Source organism: Chitinophaga fulva (assembly GCF_012927205.1).
Classification (GTDB): Bacteria; Bacteroidota; Bacteroidia; order Chitinophagales; family Chitinophagaceae; genus Chitinophaga; species Chitinophaga fulva.
Genome location: NZ_JABBGC010000001.1, coordinates 3,440,547 through 3,462,187, shown reverse-complemented (window position 1 = coordinate 3,462,187; position 21,641 = coordinate 3,440,547). Strand labels below are relative to the sequence as shown.

General features: G+C 47.0%; 16 protein-coding genes. 3 read left to right on the top strand and 13 right to left on the bottom strand.

The window, feature by feature from the left end; translation table 11 throughout:
* Positions 1-51: 51 nt before the first annotated feature.
* Both HHL17_RS14115 and HHL17_RS14110 read right to left on the bottom strand, forming a co-directional pair.
* On the bottom strand, positions 52-720 hold the full coding sequence (locus HHL17_RS14115; protein WP_113614132.1) for a response regulator transcription factor: 669 nt from the start codon (positions 718-720) through the stop codon (positions 52-54).
* Between the two features lie 47 nt (positions 721-767).
* A complete protein-coding gene (locus HHL17_RS14110) occupies positions 768-3,884 on the bottom strand; it encodes a ligand-binding sensor domain-containing protein (RefSeq protein WP_169225338.1) in 3,117 nt (1,038 codons plus the stop codon).
* 145 nt (positions 3,885-4,029) lie between these two features.
* Here HHL17_RS14110 and HHL17_RS14105 point away from each other — a divergent pair, with 145 nt between their 5' ends.
* From HHL17_RS14105 to HHL17_RS14095, 3 genes are all read left to right on the top strand, one after another.
* The gene (locus HHL17_RS14105) at positions 4,030-5,118 is read left to right on the top strand and encodes a beta propeller repeat protein (RefSeq protein WP_169225337.1); all 1,089 of its coding nucleotides are present in this window, start codon (positions 4,030-4,032) and stop codon (positions 5,116-5,118) included.
* 350 nt (positions 5,119-5,468) lie between these two features.
* Positions 5,469-7,871, top strand: a complete 2,403-nt coding sequence (locus HHL17_RS14100) for a glycoside hydrolase family 31 protein (protein WP_169225336.1) — start codon at positions 5,469-5,471, stop codon at positions 7,869-7,871.
* A gap of 330 nt (positions 7,872-8,201) precedes the next feature.
* Positions 8,202-8,969, top strand: a complete 768-nt coding sequence (locus HHL17_RS14095; protein ID WP_169225335.1) for a hypothetical protein — start codon at positions 8,202-8,204, stop codon at positions 8,967-8,969.
* 1,197 nt (positions 8,970-10,166) lie between these two features.
* Here HHL17_RS14095 and HHL17_RS14090 read toward each other — a convergent pair.
* The 11 genes from HHL17_RS14090 to HHL17_RS14040 all read right to left on the bottom strand — a co-directional run bounded on the left by HHL17_RS14090 (position 10,167) and on the right by HHL17_RS14040 (position 21,571).
* Positions 10,167-10,790 carry a toxin-antitoxin system YwqK family antitoxin gene (locus HHL17_RS14090; RefSeq protein ID WP_169225334.1) on the bottom strand — a complete coding sequence of 208 codons (624 nt, stop codon included), beginning with the start codon at positions 10,788-10,790 and terminating at the stop codon, positions 10,167-10,169.
* Between the two features lie 112 nt (positions 10,791-10,902).
* Positions 10,903-11,808 (bottom strand): DUF4382 domain-containing protein, encoded by a 906-nt coding sequence (locus HHL17_RS14085; protein WP_169225333.1) that lies wholly within the window; start codon positions 11,806-11,808, stop codon positions 10,903-10,905.
* 302 nt (positions 11,809-12,110) lie between these two features.
* Entirely contained in the window at positions 12,111-14,051 is a 1,941-nt protein-coding gene (glgB, locus tag HHL17_RS14080) for a 1,4-alpha-glucan branching protein GlgB (RefSeq protein ID WP_169225332.1), read from the bottom strand.
* 226 nt (positions 14,052-14,277) lie between these two features.
* Positions 14,278-16,050 carry a DEAD/DEAH box helicase gene (locus HHL17_RS14075; protein ID WP_169225331.1) on the bottom strand — a complete coding sequence of 591 codons (1,773 nt, stop codon included), beginning with the start codon at positions 16,048-16,050 and terminating at the stop codon, positions 14,278-14,280.
* A 77-nt stretch (positions 16,051-16,127) separates the two neighbouring features.
* Positions 16,128-17,435 (bottom strand): 30S ribosomal protein S12 methylthiotransferase RimO, encoded by a 1,308-nt coding sequence (rimO, locus tag HHL17_RS14070; RefSeq protein WP_169225330.1) that lies wholly within the window; start codon positions 17,433-17,435, stop codon positions 16,128-16,130.
* 355 nt (positions 17,436-17,790) lie between these two features.
* Positions 17,791-18,672, bottom strand: a complete 882-nt coding sequence (locus HHL17_RS14065) for a cupin-like domain-containing protein (RefSeq protein WP_169225329.1) — start codon at positions 18,670-18,672, stop codon at positions 17,791-17,793.
* A 214-nt stretch (positions 18,673-18,886) separates the two neighbouring features.
* The gene (gene ftsY / locus HHL17_RS14060) at positions 18,887-19,849 is read right to left on the bottom strand and encodes a signal recognition particle-docking protein FtsY (RefSeq protein ID WP_169225328.1); all 963 of its coding nucleotides are present in this window, start codon (positions 19,847-19,849) and stop codon (positions 18,887-18,889) included.
* Between the two features lie 234 nt (positions 19,850-20,083).
* The gene (locus HHL17_RS14055; protein ID WP_078670879.1) at positions 20,084-20,257 is read right to left on the bottom strand and encodes a DUF4295 family protein; all 174 of its coding nucleotides are present in this window, start codon (positions 20,255-20,257) and stop codon (positions 20,084-20,086) included.
* A gap of 70 nt (positions 20,258-20,327) precedes the next feature.
* Positions 20,328-20,510 carry a 50S ribosomal protein L33 gene (rpmG, locus tag HHL17_RS14050; RefSeq protein WP_089896023.1) on the bottom strand — a complete coding sequence of 61 codons (183 nt, stop codon included), beginning with the start codon at positions 20,508-20,510 and terminating at the stop codon, positions 20,328-20,330.
* Positions 20,511-20,541: 31 nt separating this feature from the next.
* Positions 20,542-20,778 (bottom strand): 50S ribosomal protein L28, encoded by a 237-nt coding sequence (rpmB, locus tag HHL17_RS14045; protein ID WP_078670880.1) that lies wholly within the window; start codon positions 20,776-20,778, stop codon positions 20,542-20,544.
* Positions 20,779-20,983: 205 nt separating this feature from the next.
* Entirely contained in the window at positions 20,984-21,571 is a 588-nt protein-coding gene (locus HHL17_RS14040; RefSeq protein ID WP_169225327.1) for a carboxymuconolactone decarboxylase family protein, read from the bottom strand.
* Positions 21,572-21,641: the final 70 nt, after the last annotated feature.

Below are 21,641 nucleotides of genomic sequence, written 5' to 3'. Positions count from 1 at the left end.
TAAGGCCAACCTAAAAAGCCTTTTACAACTTTTTGGTCAGCCCTGATGCATTTAGCGGTTGTAGTATTTATTTACCGCATCGGTCCTGCTACGGACGTGCAGTTTCTCGTAAATATTATGAACGTGCCGTCTCACTGTTTCTATACTGATAAACAGGTTGCTGGCAATTTCCTTATAGAGGAACCCTTTGGACAACTGGTCCAGGATTTCTTTTTCGCGGGTGGTCAATGCTTCCAGTGCCGGATTAGGTTTGGCTTGTTTCTGGAAAAAGGCCACTACCCTTCTGGCAATCTGTGAGCTCATAGGTGAACCACCTTCATGCAAGTCCCTGATGGCTTCCAACAGCTCACCGGGAGAGGTTTTTTTGAGGATGTACCCACTTGCACCGGCTTCCAGTGCCATGAAAATTTTGTCATCATCTTCATATACAGTGAGCATCATAAACTGCATATCCTGGTACTCTGCTTTCAACCGGGCAATACATTCAATACCATTCATCCCACCTGGGAGATTAAAATCCATCAGTACTACGTTAGGCAGTAATTGAGGGATTTGCTCCAGCGCGGTTTCTGCATTATTGAAGGTGCCAACACAGGCATAACCGTCAGAACCATTAATCAGCAATTCCATAGCCGTGCGGATATCATGGTTATCTTCTACTATTGCAATAGAAATGATGTCCATGTTATCCTGGGACTTCTTCTTTGAGTATACCGTCATGTTTATAGGAATTATAACACTTAAATGTTACTTAAAACAAATGTATGTTAATTTAGTGGGATATCGAGAAAAACTATTGTTCCATTGTTGGAAGTAATATCTGCATTACCACCCACAGCCATCATCCGCTTCTGAATATTTTTCAAGCCATTGCCAAACAAACGGACTTTCTCCTGGTCAAACCCTTTGCCATTGTCTTTGATCATGATCGTCATGTTTTTATGCATTTTCACTTCTATAATTACCTCGGTAGCCTTGGCATGTTTTACCACGTTATGCAACGATTCCTTTACGGCCAGGTAAATGTTCCGCCGCGTACCGCCGCTAAGTTTGATGTCCGGAATAACTTCAGGGAAGAAAAACTGATGCGAGATGTGCGCATGCTCCAGGAAATCGGCAGCAAAACTGCGCATATACGCGATCAGATTGGCCAGGGAATCATTGGAGGAATTCATCGCCCAGATGATTTCACTCATCTTGTCGATCATCTCCCCGGCGGTTTCACTGATTCGCTCAATCTCTTTCGTTTGTGATGTATCCGGTATCTTTCTTTTGGCTATTTCACTCAGCAGCCTGATCGTGGACAAACCAGACCCCAAATCATCGTGCATATCACTGGAAATACGCGCCCGCTCTTGATCTACTGCCTGCTCTTTCTCCAGTTTCAGTTTCTCATGCCTTATTTTATAATCAAGATACAACGTGGAGAAATAATATGCAATGCCTAACAGCAACAACAATAATAAAAATCTAAACCACAACGATTGCCAGAACGGTATCCTGATCTGTATCTCCAGCATGGTAGGCGTGGTATTCCAGCTGTCATCATTATTGGAGGCCTTTACTTTAAACACATAACTGCCCGGATGCAGGTTTGTATAACGCGCCATCCTGAACGTACCAGCTTCCACCCAGTCTTCATCCGCACCTTCCAGCTTATACTGCACCTTGTTTTTCAACGGATTGGTATATTCCAGCGGCACAAACTCTATGGCAATCGTATTCTGATTGTACGGCAGCTCCACCCGCTTCAGCAACGAGATAGCGGTATCGGACTCATAAGGCTTGTCCAGCACTTCCATCCTGCGGATGATCACCTTGGAATTGAACGGGTTTTTCCGGAAATCTTTCGGATAAAAACCATTTACGCCACGGGTACCGCCAAAAAACAACTCCCCGTCAATAGACTTATAAAAGGCGCCGGTGTTGAACTCGTTTGACTGCAGCCCGTCTTCATGATTAAACGTGGTGATTTCCCGGGTTACCGGGTTGATCTGTGTAACACCTTTGTTATGGCTCACCCAGATACGGTCTTTATCATCCAGCAACACACCATACATGTAATCATTGATCAGTTTCGGATAGTCGTAGCTGTTATAATGTGTTTTCAGTCGCTCTGAAGCATCATATACAAACAACCCCTTACTGGTCGCTATCAGCAGTTCTTTGTGTGGTGTTTTGTTGATCCCCTTTACAGTGGTGCCTTCCGGCAACTTCACATACCGCCATTGAGATTCTGCCAAATGCCTGATATACAAGGCCGACTTGGTACCCACATACTGATTGCCCATATGGTCTTCGAAGTAGGTGGTCAGCATTTCATCCTGGAAATCATGTACTACAGACACAGTATAATCAAACCCGCCATGTTCTTCAAAACGCAACAGGTAACGGCCATAATTAAAATACAACTCTCCATTGGCCCGCTTGAACAGGAAGGGGAACGGGTCTTTCTGTGGTGGCAGTTTCAACGCCTCCACCTTAGCGGTCAGGTCCCTGAAGCCTTTGGTTTGCACATTGAACAACCCGATATGCATCCCGGCAAAGTGCAGCCACAGGTGCTCAAAATTTTCGCGACAGATAGCTCCCAGATCGTTGCCAGGAAACTTATGCGGATACAACTCATTGCTGATACGCTCCAGGAATTTGCCCTGATCCCCGTAGATGTTCAGTCCGTCACGCATCAGGCCCACATACAGCTTACCATCGTCGTGTTTATACACGGCCTGTACCATATTATGGGAGATATAGGGAGAACGGTACAGGTTGAACACCTTTTTATGCGGAGAATATTTTTTCAGTCCGTCCCCGTCAGTGCCGACCCACATATTATCGGAGCCATCACGGTAGAGATAGCTGACGAGGTTAAAGGAGCGTGTTTCAAAAGTATTGAAGCTCACGATATGCCGGATAATTTCATTGCGTGCGATGCTATAGATCAGAATACCGTCCGTTCCACCGATCCAGGCGTTGCCTTCATGATCGATCTCCATCACAATAGGCGTAAAGGCATCCCCCCATTCATTGCGGTAGTCATAGCTCAGATCGCTGAATTTATTCCGGCGTTTGTTGAAGACGATAATGTGGCCTTCGCTGACGATCAACAGGGAATCCGCATTCAGGTTGCGCATGATAGGGCTTTTGCCCACACCTGGCAGACAGTAGGTTTGCAGCCGCAGCGTTTTAATATCAAGGGCCAGCAGTTCCCCTTCGTCGCCGCTCATCCAAATGGTATTACCGTCTTTCAGCAGCGCAGAAGGGATAATGCCCATTCGCTGAAACTGAGGCGGATACAAGATAATACGGCGGGTAGCGTAAGTGCTGTCGTCCAGTACATAGAGACCTTTCATGGGCCGCCATACCCAAATGCTCCGGGTAGCGGGGTCTTCGCCCAATATCCTGAATTTGACGTTGGCATCCCGTTCCTGTGCATTCACATTAGAGGTGTCTACCAATACGCTGCGGAAATTATTACGGTATTTATCGTAGAGGCTGATACCATTGTTATGGGCCAGCAACAGCTGATGACGGCTGTCGCGGTAGAAAGAGTATCCTTTATATCCTTTCAGGTCAAACCGGTTGATCACCGCCCGGTTACCATTGCTGCCGCGGGGTACCAGTTCTCCCTTCCCCTCTCCCGCTCTTAGCTGGGAACTGGGCTTGTAACGGTATTCGTTGAAAGTATATCCGTCGAAACGGTTGATACCATCACGGGTGGCAATCCAGAGAAACCCCTGATCGTCCTGTGTGATATCGAAGACTGTACTTTGGGAAAGCCCGTCATTTACGCTGTAGCTGTCAAAAATATACGGCTTCTCTTGCGCGTATAGCATGCTGGTGCCCAACAGAAGGGCGCATAGGCTCAGGTGAAAAAGTCTTTTCAAGTGGCGGGAATAAAGCACGCTGATTTAGTTATTGATAGTAAGCTGGTTTAGGCTGTTTTTGCAAATATATAATTCTACGCCACACTTTGTAGCTATTTTGTATTTTTCTTGCGGTTTAACAGATTGGAAATAAATATTATAATTAATGCCCATACTTTTCTATTACACGCAACTTTCGTTTTCCGGTGCTTTCAGGCCGATGATTTTCGCGAAACAAATCCTGACCCGTAGCTTGTTATTGCTGATGCTGACAACCATATGCCTGCGGGCATCGGCACAAAATGACCGGCACTATCAAATACGCCAGTTGGAGGCGCAGCCTCCTCTGAAAAGCATACGGGGCCTCAGTGCCGTGAGTGACGACGTAGTATGGGCTTCCGGCACTGGTGGCATGGTAGGCCGCAGCATCAACGGTGGCAACAGCTGGGAATGGCATCAGATAAAGGCATGTGATAGCTGCGACTGGCGGTCCCTCTACGCCTTTAACGATCAAAAAGCAGTGGTGATCAATGCCGGAGAGCCGGCCCATGTATTCCTTACGGAAGATGGCGGCCAGTCCTGGAAGCGGGTATATTTCAATGCTACGCCCGGCATTTTCTTCGATGCCGTTGTTTTTTATAATGAGCAGGAAGGCATTGCCATCGGCGATCCGCTGCAGCAACATTTTACGGTGCTCCGCACGCACGACGGCGGCCATACCTGGCAATTGGATACACCGGCGCAATCTCCCGAAGCTGTTGCCGGAGAATCTATTTTCGCTGCCAGCGGCACCAGTCTCATCGCCCGCAAGGGGCTGACCGTCTTTGTTACCGGCGGCACCGTATCGCGCCTCCATCAGCTGTCCGGCTCCCGCTGGAGCAGCACGCCGCTGCCGCTGCTTCAGGGACAACCCAGCACCGGCGCCTTTTCCGTGGCATTTCTGAATAACCGTACCGGCATCGTAGTCGGCGGCGACTACAGAAAAGACACTATTCGTCAACAAAACTGTCTGCTTACCAGCGATGGCGGCCGCACCTGGACCAGCCCCCGCACGGCGCCAGGTGGTTTCAAATCAGCTGTTGCCTGGCTTACCCCGCAGATACTGGTCACTACCGGCACCTCCGGCACGGATATTTCTGTGAACGGCGGCAAAGACTGGACGAAAATTGGAGAAGGATTTCACTGCGCAGCAAAATCAAGAAACGGAAAACGCCTATTTTTGGCGGGCAAATCCATTGCTCATTTAGAAATTTAAATATTTGGTTATTTGTTTATTGTGTGGAGGCAAGGGTTCTGGCCAATAAAGCCAATCAAATATCTAAATAACAAAATTCTCAAATGAAAAAGGTGCTCCTGGAAAGGCGCACCGGAAAAATAGGTTAAAGCAAAAAGTACATTTACAATATGAAGTTACTAACTAATCAAGTCAATTTTCACTCTTTTTTGTCAAACGAGTGATTTAAATCGTAAACGCAGGAATATCCGCATCTAACGCGAATGTCTGTACTACTCTGATTTTTTTATGTAATTTAAGACCATGCAACAGCCGGCAAAATTAATCTGGTAATAACATCAGCTGTTGTCTGTGATTCACAAAAAGAGACTATGCAAGTTGAAACCTCGTCCAGTAAATACGGTATTAAACATTACCCTGATGCTATCCGGGAATGGAAGAAAGAAGGAAACTATTTTTGTTTTTACACCAGCGAAACTATTTTGGAAGTAAGGGTGATCGCCGACAAGATCATCCGTTTCCGTTACGCTGCCGACGGCACTTTCCAGCGTGATTTTTCCTACGCTACCAGCGATACACTTGAAGAATCCCCTATCTCCTTTGGCATTAAAGAATGGGAGGAAACTTTTGAAATATATACCGACGTCCTGAAAGTATTCATTGCCAGAGACAACCTGCGTATCACCATCACCGATAAAGACGGGAAAGTGATCAACCAGGATGAAATGGGCTTTCACTGGCAGCACTATCTGCAAAAAGGCGGTAAAATCGTTTATTGTAGCAAACTCGTCCAGGAAGACGAATGTTTTTACGGTCTTGGCGATAAGCCCACAGATCTAAACCTTCGCGGCAAACGCCTCGAAAACTACGGCACCGATGCCTACGGTTATCAGAAAGACACTGATCCCCTGTACCGTAACATCCCCTTCTATTATGGGCTGCATAATGGTATCGGGTATGGTATCTTCTTCGACAATACTTTCCGTACCATCTTCGACTTCGGCAAAGAACGGGAAGACGCCTGCAGCTTCTGGGCCCGCGGCGGGGAAATGAACTACTACTTCATCTACGGTCCCGAACTGCTGGATGTTGCCTCCTCTTACACCCGCATTACCGGTACCCCGGAACTGCCGCCCCTCTGGACACTCGGCTACCACCAATGCCGCTGGAGCTACTACCCGGATAAACGGGTACGCGAAATTGCCGCAGAATTCAGAAACCGCCGCATCCCCTGTGATGTCATCTACCTCGACATCGACTATATGGATGGCTTCCGCTGCTTTACCTGGAACAAAGAATATTTCCCTGATCCTGTAGGCCTCATCAAAGACCTGACAGCACAAGGCTTCAAAGTGGTGGTGATCATCGATCCCGGCATCAAAGTAGACCCGGACTACAGCATCTACCAGGAAGGCGTGAAAAACAACTACTTCTGTAAGCGGGCCGACGGCGCGCTCATGGAGGGCGATGTATGGCCAGGTAAATGCGTATTCCCCGACTTCACCAATCCCGAAGTCAGGGAATGGTGGAGCAGCCTCTTCAAAGGCCTTGCTGAAACCGGCGTCCGCGGTGTTTGGAACGATATGAACGAACCGGCTGTCTTTGAAATGGGCACTTTCCCGGAAGACGTACGGCATGACTACGACGGCGAAGAAGTAAGCCACCGTAAAGCCCACAACGTATACGGCCACCTGATGAGCAAAGCCACAGCTGCCGGTATGAAAAAATACCTGCTGCCTAACCGGCCTTTCCTGATCACCCGCTCCTGCTACGCCGGCGCACAACGCTGGTCATCAGTATGGACCGGCGATAATGTCTCCAGCTGGGAACACCTCTGGCTGGCCAGCATACAATGCCAGCGCCTTGCCGTTTCCGGCCTCTCTTTCGCCGGCAGCGATATCGGCGGCTTTATCGGGGAACCGGATGGTGAGCTCTATACCCGCTGGATACAGCTGGGCACTTTCCACCCGCTGATGCGTACCCACTCGGCCAGTAATGAAACCGGCTTCAACCAGGAACCATGGAGCTTTGGTCCGGACTATGAAAAAATAGTGGCCAAATTCATTTCCCTGCGTTACGAACTGTTGCCTTATCTATACACCACTTTCTGGCAATATGCCACCTATGGCACCCCCATGCTGCGCCCGCTTGCTTTCGTGGCACAACATGACCCTGCCACGCACAACTGCACCCACGAATTCATGATGGGCGACGCGCTGCTGATCAGCCATGTCAGTGAAGAAGGAATGAAGGAGAAAGCGGTGTACCTGCCACAAGGAAAATGGTTTTACTTCTGGAATGATACCGTATACAACGGCGGACAACAGGTTACCGTACCTACACCACTGGAGGAAATGCCACTGTTTGTAAAAGCTGGCACCGTCGTTCCCCGATATCCTGTGATGCAGCATACGTACGAAACACCGGTTACCGAAATGCTGCTGCATGTGTATTACGGCGAAGAAACCACACAGAGCACGCTCTATGAAGATGCCGGCGATCACTATGGCTACAAGAACGGCCAGTATAATGTGATCAACTTCAAACAGGTTTCTTCTGCAGAACAATTTATGCTGAAGAAAAAATATTATGTCAACTATGAAGTAGCGTATACCCATCACCGTATTATACTGCACGGACTGCCTTTCAAAGCAGGTACTGTACTGATAGACGGAACGCCACTGACCTTAACGAACAACAATTATTTACCCGACGGCACTATTTCGTTTATAGCTGACCGTGGGTTCGAAAATATTACGATCCACAAAGCATAATATATTTTGTTGCAAGGCCGGTCATGTGAATCCCGATGGATGTCCATGACCGGTTTTTCTTTTTCAGGACGATCACACCGGTCTTCCTAACTGGTTCTGGATCAAGTTGAAAAGTTGGGGACCGAAAAACGGTGTATCTGTTTTCTTGTTTTGTATTTTCAAAATTTTCTAAACCTGGTTCACCCGGCTTTAACGGATATCTAATGCCTGATGCACTCCCCCTGAATATTTTCCCTGCAGCCAGACCCTACTATTGGATAATCTTCAGTATAGCCATCAAATGGCTTTTGCTGATAATGCTATCTTTAGCTATCATCAGTATCATTCGTTATGGCAAAACAGATTTCTATCATCACCTTCACCGGCAGGCTCGGCAACCTGATCGGTTACAGGCGTAATGGCAAACACTTCCTGCGAAGCATGCCTTCATACGTCCGGCAGACGGTAGCTACCCGCAGGGCTGCTCAACGATTTGGCGTGGCCAGCAAAAAAGGAGCGCTCATCCGCAGTGCTTTCTCCGGCAGGTTGGACGCTGGTTGCGATAGCGGGCATATCAACAGGCTAACCAGCGCACTCATTCCCGCCACCGGTAATAACATCAGGAGCATTACCGGCTTCAGGTTCAACCGGCATACGGGAACAGACAGGTTTCTCATCCATGCACCCAGGCTTTCCCATGATGGCATCCTGTACATTTCGCCACAGGCATTACCTGCATGCAAAGGCATCAACAGCCTGGAAATAAAAGTGATCGCCGCCCGTATACATTTCGCTACACACCAGGTAGTAGGTACAGAAAGCGCTGTACTCATAGTAAAAACCGGAGAAGATTTTAAAGGAGCAGCATGTAATGTGGACGTACCGGGTAAAGGAACATTGATAGTTGTTCTACAGGTAAGAGGTATACAGGAGCATGTTCCTTCCTGCAACACGAAATACTTCGCCGCTGATATTATTGCAGCAGAGCCGCCACAACCCCTGCCGGAGATCCTGCACAAACAGATCTGTCCGGAACTCCCCCGGTTAAAACTGCTATCAGAAAAAATACCTGCCGCTGCATCAGTGCAACTCCTGCTCCCTGTCATCCAGCGGGAATAAGCCGTTATCCTGCCTGGCAACTGTATACTGATGAATAAACAGAACTCCCTTTGAACTACATACTCCAACCTATTATCCGCAGGCTTAACCTACGGTCTGCCTTTACATGCATGTCCTGCATCTTCTCCATCCTTCCTTTTATATTTCATTAAAACTATACATCCAAAGAACACTCCCGCATCAAGTCCACCTTTACCCCTGGGTTACTATAGGCGTGCTGTATGTACCATAGCGATATATCCAGGGAAACACTCCTTTCTCATTGCTGTCGACAGGCAATGTGTTTTTATTCCATCCCCCTACTTTTCGACTTGATCCCATGTATGCAGGTCATCGTACCGGTCTTCCCAACTGGTTACCCATATGCAATTCATCGCCCACGGTTACCTCATCAGTAAACACGTGCACGCTCATCGTCTGCAACGTTCACGCCTATCCGCAACAGCTTCAGCTGTCAACTATCTGGGCGCATAAAATAAAAGAAGGAAAATCAATACAACTGGCGAAAGAAGGTTTTAAAAGAAAAAGGCTCTCAGATAGAGATCTGCCGCCGGGTTCCTAACCTATGCCAACTTTAGAGACCATAAAATTAATGGCTTAAATGCTATGCACAAAATTCAGATAGCCGCGAAAGGCAGAATGAACAAAATGAACGAATTCGTTAACATTGAATTAAGAAATTGGCATTATAGCGTGGTTAGGTTTCCGGCAATTTAAAATCTTAGTCCTCCGAAACATAGGTCAACAAAGCGTTTCAGAAACAAAATCCATTTAGCAACAGCGGCAAAAAAATCCGGATATCCTGTTATGCGGACCATGTCGGGAAAGTGACAGGTTGTTCCCAATCATACCTGCATGTCAAAATATCCGGGTATATACAGCTCAATAAAAAATCGACAAAAAGAAAATAGAGATCAGCGCGCAAAAAACCAACAACACAAAAATTGCGCGGAACAAAATCTCAGTTCTGTCAGGAGCGGATTCCAGGCCATTCAATTCATGAGGTCCATCTCCGTGGTTGATTATCAGGTTCTTCATACGAACAAATTAAAGGATTCACAATAAAATAGCGCAAACATTGCCACCAGAGCCTTATTCGTCATTTACTCCCTTATGAAAGTACAAAATAAAAAGCTAAAATGGACAACTTTTATCCTTCATTTTGGTGCAAAAACCCGTTCATTTTGTTCAACCCTTTTAGTTCCGCTTTTTCCGCTTGCCCGCGTCCTGGTGGGGCAAAGTCGCAGGAGCAGGTGACGCAGGGGGCGTTGCGACAGTGGTACTGTCTTCACCAATATCTTCCGGCGTTACCAGCTCTCCCCTTTTGTAATAAGCCTTCGCCATTTTACCGGTATCTTCGTCATACAGCTTCCATACGCCGTTGCGCACGGAATTACCCTGCCGCACAATCACCACCGGCGTTTCCTGCTGACTTACAGGGTCTACCACCATCACGGTATCTTTCTGCCCTTCTATTTCTGTGGCCATATAAACTCCTTCCTCCGCACGTTTACCATTAGGATAAAAGTATTTGCAATAACCGTCGAGCACATTGTTCTTATAGGTTTCTTCAGCGATGATATTACCACCGAGAGACGTTTTCTTCCAGACGCCTTCCTTGCGGCCGTTTTTATAACTTCCTTCCCAGATATACCCGGGCTCGCCACGCAGCTCATCCACTTGTTCTATCCAATAGCCCTGCTTACGCTGCTGGGCATCTTTCTGGTTCCTGGTTTGTTTAGGCTGCCCGGCCTGCCCTTGCGCATAACCTGCTGTTACCAGCATTAGCCCGATGAATGTCCCCACTATTATTTTTCGCATATGCTGTTATTTTATCACAAGTTAAATAATTCTGACATGTATTTCTCCGGACAATAAAAAAGCCGGTGCATCATGGGGTGTGCACCGGCTTCGCTGTTTTTTAGTTGCGTTACTATTTATGTAGTTTAATATCTCCCAGCTTGGTATCCTTACCCCGCTCAATGGTCACATTGTTAATGGTAGTGTCTTTGTACCCATTGGATGTGTTCACATAAACATTCCAGGTACCGGTTTTCAAACCGCGCACTTTAAACTCACCGCTTCTCCAGGGCAAAGCATACAGTGTGTCCTTGTTGCTGTTGTAAACGGAGATCACAGGGTAGGCATCCCAGGGCGTAACGCGGCCGGAAAGACTGCCCATTTTCAGGATAGTGAATACGTTAATGTATGGACGCAGAATGAATTTACCGTTCCAGGTACGGATAATGGAGCGTTGTATATCGAAATCCAGCCACAGCTGCAGATTATCGCTAGACACTTCGTCCCATTCATTATGCCTGATCCTTACAATAATTTTTGACTGGCCGGACACAGAAGTAACCGGATAAGTCACATTGTTTTTCACAAGGGAATTGTTACTACCAATAGTAATACGGATCTGTTTCATCACGCCTTTCTTCACCAGGCCACCGGCCAGCAAAGTATCAGCGCCATTCCGGAGGGTCAGCAGATCATACACGCCCGGATGAATGCTCAGCGAATCCCATACCAGGCAGGAGTCACGGCCCTGACGGTCATGATCATGATCTTCATCCCACCAGCAACGGTCACTGTCATTCCAGATGTCGTTGTCTGTCTTTCCGCAGGTATCTACCAATACCTCTACCTTACGGATGTCGAGCAATACCTTGTCGAACAAACCGGGATCATCTGAAAGAAACAAACTAACCTTCTGCTGATTTTGGGGAATCGGCTCTGTAGATGAAGACTGGTCCTTTTTACAGGAGTACAGCAGGATGGCGGCCAGCAATGGAATAGATAATGCCAGCAAGCCCCGCTTAAGGAGAGTACTTTTCATACTTTGTAGGTTTTTATACAATAAAAAAATTATGGCTGATGCATGATAACACTTAGCAGATAGGACCGGTATTACTCCGGCTGATTAGTGGTCTTCTTCGGCGTGTTCGGTATTCGTTAACCAGGCGATGACTAATTGCTATATGCTATTCAAAAACGCTTGTATCTCTCCTCTTATTGCAGTCTCTCAAACGTCATGATAATAGATGGAACAAAAAGGAAAAGGTTTAAAGACATGAAAAGAAAAATCCGGTACCCGGACAGTGCCGGATACCGGATTCAAATAACATGTATGTCAAACAATTATGCAGTAACGGGTTTCAATATGGTTACGCCCAGTGGCGGAATACGCAGGGACAGGGTGTATTCGCGGCCATTATAAAATTGTTTTGCTGCCTGCAGCTGACCGGTATTTATCACCCCGCTTCCATAATACCGGGGATGATCACTGTTTAATACTTCTTCCCATAAACCTCCCAGCGGGATGCCCACCGGGTACTGTTCCCGGGGCACCGGTGTCATATTCAGCACGACCAGCATCACATCACCTACTGCTTTACCTTTGCGCATATAAGCCAGCACACAATTGTCATAATCATTGACTATCATCCACTCAAAACCGTCTCCTTCAAACTGTAATTCATACAAAGCAGTGGATTCCCGGTACAGCCGGTTGATATCTTTTACAAAATCCTGTATCCCCTTATGTGTAGCATATTTCAGCAGATGCCAGTCCAGCTCCCGTTTGTAGTTCCATTCGGAAGTCTGTCCAAACTCCCCGCCCATAAACAATAATTTAGTACCGGGATGGGTATACATATAACCGTACAACAACCGCAGGTTAGCGCATTTCTGCCAGTCATCGCCCGGCATTTTATACAGCAACGGCGATTTGCCATGTACTACTTCATCATGGCTCAGCGGCAACATATAATTCTCGCTGAAAGCATACACCAGGCTAAAGGTCAGATCGTTCTGATACCATTTCCGGTGAAGGGGATCTTTTTTGAAATAATCCAGCGTATCATTCATCCAGCCCATCATCCACTTCATGCCAAAGCCAAGCCCACCTACAAACGTAGGTCTTGACACGCCATAATGATTCGTGGAATCTTCCGCAATGGTCTGCACATCGGGGAACAGGGCATAGATAGTTTCATTCAGTTTTTTGAGGAAACTGATCGCTTCCAGGTTTTCATTGCCACCCAGTTCGTTGGGTTCCCAGCCGCCTCGTTGGCGGGAATAGTCCAGGTGGATCATAGAGGCCACTGCATCTACCCGCAAGCCATCGATATGGAATTTGTCCAACCAGTAAATAGCATTGCTGAGCAGAAATGACCGCACTTCGCTGCGGGAATAATTAAAGATATAGCTGTTCCAGTCAGGATGATATCCTTTGCGCATATCTGCATATTCATATACATGGGAACCATCAAACCGGTACAATCCATGTGCATCATGCGGAAAATGCGAAGGCACCCAATCGAGGATCACCCCGATACCTTCCTGGTGAAAGGCTTCTACCATGTCCATAAAATCCTGCGGAGTTCCAAACCGGGAAGTGGCGGCATAATAACCGGTTTGCTGATATCCCCACGAGCCGTCAAACGGATGTTCCATCACCGGCATCAACTCCACATGCGTGAAGCCCATCTCTTTTACATAGGGCACCAGTATGGCGGCAATTTCGCCATAGGAATAAAAGCTTTCTTCGTCATTAGGATCGGGCTTACGCCAGGACCCTAAATGCACTTCATATACCGCAAAAGGGCTGCTCAGCTGATTGTGTTTCTTCCTGCCCTGCATCCACTTTTTGTCGTGCCAGGTATGGTCCAGCGGATGCACCACGGAAGCTGTTTTAGGGCGCACTTCCCAACGGGTGGCATACGGATCACCTTTAAAAAGTTCTTCCCCGCTGTTGGAGCGGATAAAGTATTTGTACAGGCTACCGGCTTCCACACCGGGAATAAACCCTTCCCAGATACCGGAACTGTCCCACCGGGGCAAAAGGGTATGACAGTAATGGTCCCAGTTGTTAAAATCACCCATGACGGCCACAAAGGCGGCGTCCGGAGCCCATACGGCAAAATAGGTGCCTGCTACGCCTTCGTACTCGAGCGTGTGTGCACCGAATTTTTCGTATAGCCGGTAATGTGACCCCGCCTGAAACAGGGCAATATCTCCGGAGGAAAAAAGTGAAAATGGTTCTACTGACTGCAAAGGGCGATTGATAACTCCGGTCATAGTAACGTGTGAATTGGGTGTCTGGATAAACAAGATAGTCTAAATTTGGCTATTTTGTCGTTTAGTATTTGGTTATTTGAGATTTAAGAATTTGCGAAATTAGGGTATTTGAGAGATTTTCCGACCGGACCACTGCGACACCAAAAAAAATTTGGGTATCTCAATATTCAGGTGCACCAGGCAGCCCAAATATCAAAATACCCAAATATCAAAATATTAAAACGACTTAGTATTTGCGTTTAAACGGAGGTTTGCCACCGCCGGAAAACTCACGTTTTTCGCCGGAACGCGGACCACCAGAGGTCCAGGTCTTTTTACGCGGACCACCTTCGCCACGGTTGTTGCCATTGAAACGGCCACCACCGCCGCCTCCGCCACGTTTGTCACCGTCCTGAGACATTTCAATCCGTACAGCACGACCATTGTATTCTACTTTTTTGAAGCTCTGGGTCACTTTGTCCAGCTCGTCATTTTCCACTTCAAAGAAAGAGTAAACACCTTTCAGATCGATACGGCCGATTTTGTTGCCACGAACACCGGTGTTATCACACAGGTAACGGAGCATGTCGCCGCGGTTGAAATCATCTACGGAACCGAGGTTGATGAACAGGCGGGTGTATTTGCCGGAACCACGACGGTCACCGCGACCATCCTCACCGAAGCGTTTGTCATCTTTCGTGTTCAGGTCCGGAGCATCCTGGTAGTATTCGAGGAACTGGTTGAATTCCAGGGAAGCGAAACGTTTGATCAGCTCTTCCTTGGTCATCGTGGAGAACTCTTCGTATATACGTTCCAGGTATGGTTCGATCTGTTCTTCGTTGACAGTAACGTTGTGTACTTTATGCACAAGGCCAAACAGTTGTTTTTCGCAAACGGCGAAGCCATCGGGCACTTCAGCTTTCACAAATTTTTTGCCGATCACTCTTTCGATCTGGCGGATTTTTCCGGTATCACGGCTGCTGATAACAGCGATGGATACACCGGATTTACCGGCACGACCGGTACGGCCGCTACGGTGTGTGTAGTTTTCCACGTCATCCGGCAGGTCGTAGTTGATAACGTGTGTTACGTTGTCAACGTCGATACCACGGGCAGCCACATCGGTAGCTACCAGTACCTGCAGGGCTTTTTCACGGAAACGTTTCATCACCTTGTCACGCTGCTGCTGGGTCAGGTCGCCATGCAGGGCGTCAGCATTGTAACCATCCTTGATCAGGGATTCAGCGATCTCCTGAGATTCAATTTTGGTACGGGTGAAGATGATGCCGAAGATATCGGGGTTATAATCCACGATACGTTTCAGGGCAGCGTATTTATCACGTGGGCGTACCACATAGTATTCGTGTTCGATGTTGACGTTACCGCTGTTTTTGGTACCAACGGTCAGCTCAAACGGATCTTCCATGTATTTTTTCGCGATACGGCGCACTTCCTGTGGCATCGTAGCGGAAAACAGCCAGGTTGTTTTGGATTCCGGCGTGTTGGACAGGATGCTGTTGATGTCTTCCTGGAATCCCATGTTCAGCATTTCATCGGCTTCGTCCAGTACGGCATACCGTACGTTATCGAAGTTGATGGCGCCACGATCGATAATATCGAGCAGACGGCCTGGGGTGGCTACCACAATGTGTACGCCTCTTTTCAGCTCGCGCAGCTGTTGCACGATGCTGGAACCGCCATATACCGCCACAATGTTTACTTCACCAAGGTATTTGCTGAAGTTTTTGAGGTCGTTGGTGATCTGCAGACACAGTTCACGCGTAGGGCACAGGATCAGTCCTTGTGGTTTGTTGATTTTCAGGTCCAGTTGCTGCAGCAATGGTAAGCCAAAAGCAGCGGTTTTACCGGTGCCCGTCTGGGCTAATCCCACAAAATCGCGGTCTCCGGTTAAAAGAACGGGAATAGCCTGTTCCTGGATCGGTGTTGGGGAAACGAAACCCAGGTCCGTAATTCCCTTCAAAATAGGCTCTTGTAAGCCCAGTGATTCAAATGTTGTCATTGATTTGCATTAATCGGGCTCCGTCGGGAGCCATGTAAGGCCCTTCGCCTGCGGGCGGCGGGCTGTTTAAATATTTTCTATACCAGTTCACCTTCAAGGTCGTAGTCAAACGCCTTGGTGATAAGTACATTCACAAATTCGCCGGGTTTCAGGCGTTTGGTGGTACTGATGATCACCTCATTGTCTACTTCCACGGAGTCGAACTCGGTGCGGGCCAGGTATCTACCTGCCTCTTTTTTGTCAACGATGACTTTCAGTACTTTACCTACCCTTTCCTGGTTTTTCTCCAGGGAGATTTCCTGCTGTACTTCCATGATCTCCTGTGCTCTTCTTTCTTTCTCTTCGGCAGGGATATTGTCTTCCAGCTCATAAGCGCTGGTTCCTTCTTCATGGCTGTATGTAAATACACCCACTCTGTCGAAACGCATTCTTTCCAGGAAGCCTTTCAGTTCTTCCACATCGTCTTCCGTTTCACCGGGGAAGCCGGCGATAAGGGTGGTACGGAGACAGATACCGGGTACTTTGGCGCGGATCTGGTGGACCAGCTCTTCGATTTCCTCGCGGGTGATCTGGCGTTTCATGGCTTTGAGCATGGCATTGGAAGCATGCTGCAAAGGCATATCGAGGTAGTTGCAGATGTTAGGGAACTCGTTCATCACATCAAGCACTTCCATCGGGAATTTGGTGGGATAAGCATAGTGCAGGCGTATCCATTCCAGGCCTTCCACCTGGGCCAGTGCGCGCATAAGATCGGCCAGGCGGCGCTGTTTATACAGGTCCAGGCCATAATAGGTGAGCTCCTGCGCGATCAGCATGATTTCCTTTACACCGGAACGGACCAGTTTTTCCGCTTCTTTCACCAGTTCCTCGATAGGGCGGGACACGTGGCCGCCGCGCATCAGGGGAATAGCGCAAAAGGAGCAGGTACGGTTACACCCTTCCGCGATCTTCAGATAAGCATAATGGGAAGGTGTGCTCAATAAACGTTCGCCGATCAGTTCGGATTGGTAATCAGCATCGAATTTTTTCAGGAGTAGAGGCAGTTCCATGGTGCCAAACCAGGCATCTACGCCGCCGATCTCTGATTCCAGATCGCCACGATAACGCTCGCTCAGACAGCCGGTCACATATACTTTGTCCAGCTTTCCGCGTTGCTTCAGTTCAACCTGTTCCAGGATGGTATTGATGGATTCTTCTTTGGCTTTGTCGATAAACCCACAGGTGTTCACTACCACGATGTTGTGGTCCCGTTTGGTGCTTTCGTGTACAACATCGATCTCATTGGCCAGCAGTTGCCCGCTCAGCACTTCTGAGTCTACCATGTTCTTCGAACAACCAAGCGTAATAATGTTAACCTTGTCTTTCTTTAAAGTTTTCGTCTTCAAGGGCGAATGTTTTAGAGCATGCGGCCGGTTTTTCGGCCCGCTACCGCCACGAAGACACACAGACACTAATTGTATAAAACAGCAGACTTACTGTACGTGACTTTGAGCCTTAGTGGGGGTTGAGTAAGGAAGGTGCAAAGGTAGGGAAATTATTTGGTTATTTGGCTATTTGGTCATTTTATCATTGGATTTACGGATTTTGAGATTTGGGGATTGGGGAATTTAGCCAGGTCGAAGACCAACATTTATATATAAATATTTAAATTGACAAATTAATGTTATTCAATGTTCCGGTTAAATTCCCAAATCAAAAAATCTCAAAATCCGTAAATAAAATAATAAAATATCTAAATATTTAGATGGCTAAATGAGAAAGGGTCTTATCAGCGCGCTGGTAGGCCAGTTCGCGTTTTTTGTGGTACCACCATTGTGGCGCCAGTTTGATCATCAGGTTATTGATGCCCCGGAGACCCACTATATGGTATAGCCCGTTGAGCTTACCGGCCAGGTCGTCCAGAGCACGAAGGCTCATGGCAAAGCCGCCATCCATATATTCCATATGATGCCAGTAGCCACCCGGCATAAAGAGGGTATCACCATGGTCCAGTATAGTTGTCAGCCCTTGGGCATGCGCTAACGCCGGATACTGTTCCTCATCGAGCTTTTCATGCCAGTTGACAAAGGAAGCAGCGCTCTCCACGGTAAAAGGCATGCGGTAGATGTAGGGCGACTGTTTATTCTCCAGCAACAATACCCGCTTACGGCCAATGAACTGGGTATGGAAGATATGCGACATGTCGATGTCATAGTGCATATGTGCCACTGACCCGGCTCCGCCGACAAACAGCATGGGGTATTTTTTGAGAAAACCTTTGGCGTACTGGTCGGGCCAAACAACATCCTGTACCAGTTGGGGGGCGTGTTGAAAAATATTGAACAGGAATATCCGCAGTTGTACCGGGCCCTTTTTCACCATATCAATATATTCTCCGAAGGTAATGTAGTCATCCGCTCCATTCACCAGCGTATTGGCTCCGGCACGTTCATTATTGTAAACGCCCACCTTCTTGTCCCCGACAATATGCTTGAAGTAGTCCCAGGTCCATTTGCTGTAGGCAGGTGATTGTTTACTCAGCCCTGCTGCTGAGATGACAACGGGTTTACGGGGTAAGTAATAATTTTTGCGAAACTCCTCAGGTGTGATGTCGTCAACTCGGTCTATGTTGTTTATGATCATAACTACGAATTGTTAAGTAGGATTACAAAAAAATACTATAATTCAAATGTAACAAATGCAGACTTATAAACGGACAAAATGTAAAGAGCGAAAACGTGGCCAAAAATTAAATATCCGGGCTAACAAGTTAAGCCCGGATATCTCATTTACCTAAAGTAAAATTATAAGTGGGCTTGATTCAGGTTTCAAAACAGCACACACAATACTATAATAATCAATCATTTAGACTAAAGAGTGTTTCTACAAACGCTTCTTTATCAAAGACTTGCAAATCTTCCATTTTTTCCCCGATACCGATATATTTTACCGGGATTTTGAATTGATTGGCGATGGCCAGTACTACCCCGCCTTTAGCGGTACCATCCAGTTTGGTGATAGCCAATGCAGTCACTTCAGTGGCAGCGGTGAACTGACGGGCCTGTTCCACGGCATTTTGTCCGGTAGAACCGTCCAATACCAGTAAAACCTCATGGGGAGCATCGGGAATTACTTTTTTCATGACCCGTTTAATCTTTCCCAGCTCATCCATCAGGTGGGCTTTGTTATGCAAACGACCGGCGGTATCTACGATGATCACGTCCACATCACGGGCAGCGCCGCTTTGTACCGTATCAAAAGCTACTGCACCGGGGTCGGAACCCATTTGTTGTTTCACGATAGGCACATCTGCGCGTTCGCTCCAGATGGTCAGCTGATCTACGGCGGCGGCACGGAAAGTATCGGCAGCGCCCAACAGTACGGATTTGCCGGCTTTCTTGAAATTATATGCCAGTTTACCAATAGTGGTGGTCTTCCCTACTCCGTTCACCCCTACGACCATGATCACATAAGGCTTTTTACCGGCGGGAACATCAAATTCGCGGAAGCCGCTATCGGGCGCATCCACCAGGATAGCTGCAATCTCCTCCTTCAGCAATCTGCTTAACTCACTGGTTCCCAGATATTTGTCCTTAGCTACCCGTTGTTCGATCCTGTCAATGATTTTAACCGTTGTATCAACGCCCACATCGGCAGAAACCAGGGCTTCTTCCAGGTTGTCCAGTACTTCGGTGTCTACGGTCGACTTACCGGCGATGGCACGTCCTATCTTACTGAGAAAGCTTTCTTTGGTTTTCTGTAACCCCTGATCAAGGCTTTCCTTCTTTTCCCTGGAAAATAGTTTGTTGAAAAAGCTCATAGTTTAGTTTAATTGGGCTGGAATCTTTGATTCCCTTATCTGCATTATCCGGGTGCTGGCAGGCAGCATTCGAACTGTTCCAAACAGGCTGCTAAAATACAGCTTTTGTGTTAACAATCGCACCCAAGGGGATAAAGAGACAATCTTATGGTAATATTGAGGGACACGCCTGGTAACAACACAAAAAGCTGTCCTTTAAGGGGACAGCTTTTCAGTATTATTAGTAAAGCCGAATTACTTTTGATTAATGTGCTCTTGAACTTTGTCCTTGTGCACAATTGCTTCTTTGAAAGTATATGCACCGGTTTTAGGAGAACGTACCGCTCTGATTACCTTAGTCCACACTTTAGATTCAGCTGCTGCCTTAGCATCTTTTACTTTCGAGTTCTTTGAAGCTGCTTTTGCCATTGTATTATTGTTTTTATGGTCTAATGGCGCTATGGCTATCCAGAACAGCCATTCACCATTTCACAATTACTTATTTAATTTCTTTGTGTACAGTCACTTTCCTGAGAATAGGATTGTACTTTTTCAACTCCAGACGCTCAGGAGTGTTCTTTTTGTTTTTGTTGGAGATATAACGGGAAGTTCCGGGTTGACCAGAGGTTTTATGCTCTGTACATTCCAGAATTACCTGTACTCTGTTACCTTTTTTTGCCATTTTGTATACAAATTAAGTGAGTCCTTTAGAATTAGATTTCCGTACCAGCTGCACGCAATTCTTTGACTACTGCATACAAACCTCTTTTGTTGATGGTTCTTAAACCGTCAGCAGATACCTTCAAAGATATCCATTTGTCTTCTTCCGCGAGGAAAAAGCGCTTTTTCTGCAGGTTGGGCAGAAACCTTCTCTTTGTCTTAATGTTGGAGAAGGAAACATGGTGACCTGTAATCGGCTTCTTTCCTGTCACCTGACATACTCTTGCCATGATTTAAAAAATTTAGGAATGCAAAAGTCAAACTTTTTTATTGATTTTGCAAATATTATTAGATGAATTTATTCACAATCTGGCTAAACCCGTTTAATCCCAGGTGTCAAGTAAGAAAACCAACACAGTGCAAACCATTGATTATCAATTGTTGCAGGACAAATTTACATCTGTCCGGACGAGGTCAATATTTTTTATATAAATTTTATAACAATACGACCAGACTACGCAGTACAGCACCAAGACGAACCGCTTCCAACACACGGAGCTGTTCTGTACCTTGTTTCAGTACGGCTTCTTCATGCGAAGTTACGCACATTTCGCATCCATTCAAAGCAGATACCACCAAACTCAACAGCTCAAAAAATTCTTTGCCGATTACCGGGTTGGCCATAATGCTCATCCGGATACCAGCGGGAGTAGCGGTATAAAACTCTTTATTGACGAAGTGACGGAAACGGTAAAACACGTTATTGGCGCTCATCAGGGAGGTACAGCTGATCACTTCTGCAATTTCCTTTTCGGTAGCACCTTCAGCGGTGGCCAGTTTCTCAAAGGAAGCCTGCAGCACAGGCTGTTTATCGTTGACCGCCACAGCCACCCCGATCAGGTAAGCTTCTTTTTTGGTCAGTGTGCCCGCGTTCAGGGCATTGGTAACGTTTATCTTTAAGTCTTTCAGGTAACGCGCATCGGCATTCACCAGCGCCTGCAGGCTTGCGGATGGGGTGATTCCTGCAAGGCCCACGGCCTCCAGCAGTTGAACAGCCGTATCCTGATTGGTAGTTGCAAACATAATTTATTCCGTTTATTTAAAACAAAGCAGCAAAGGACTCTTTGCTGCTTTGCGGATTATTATTCAAATA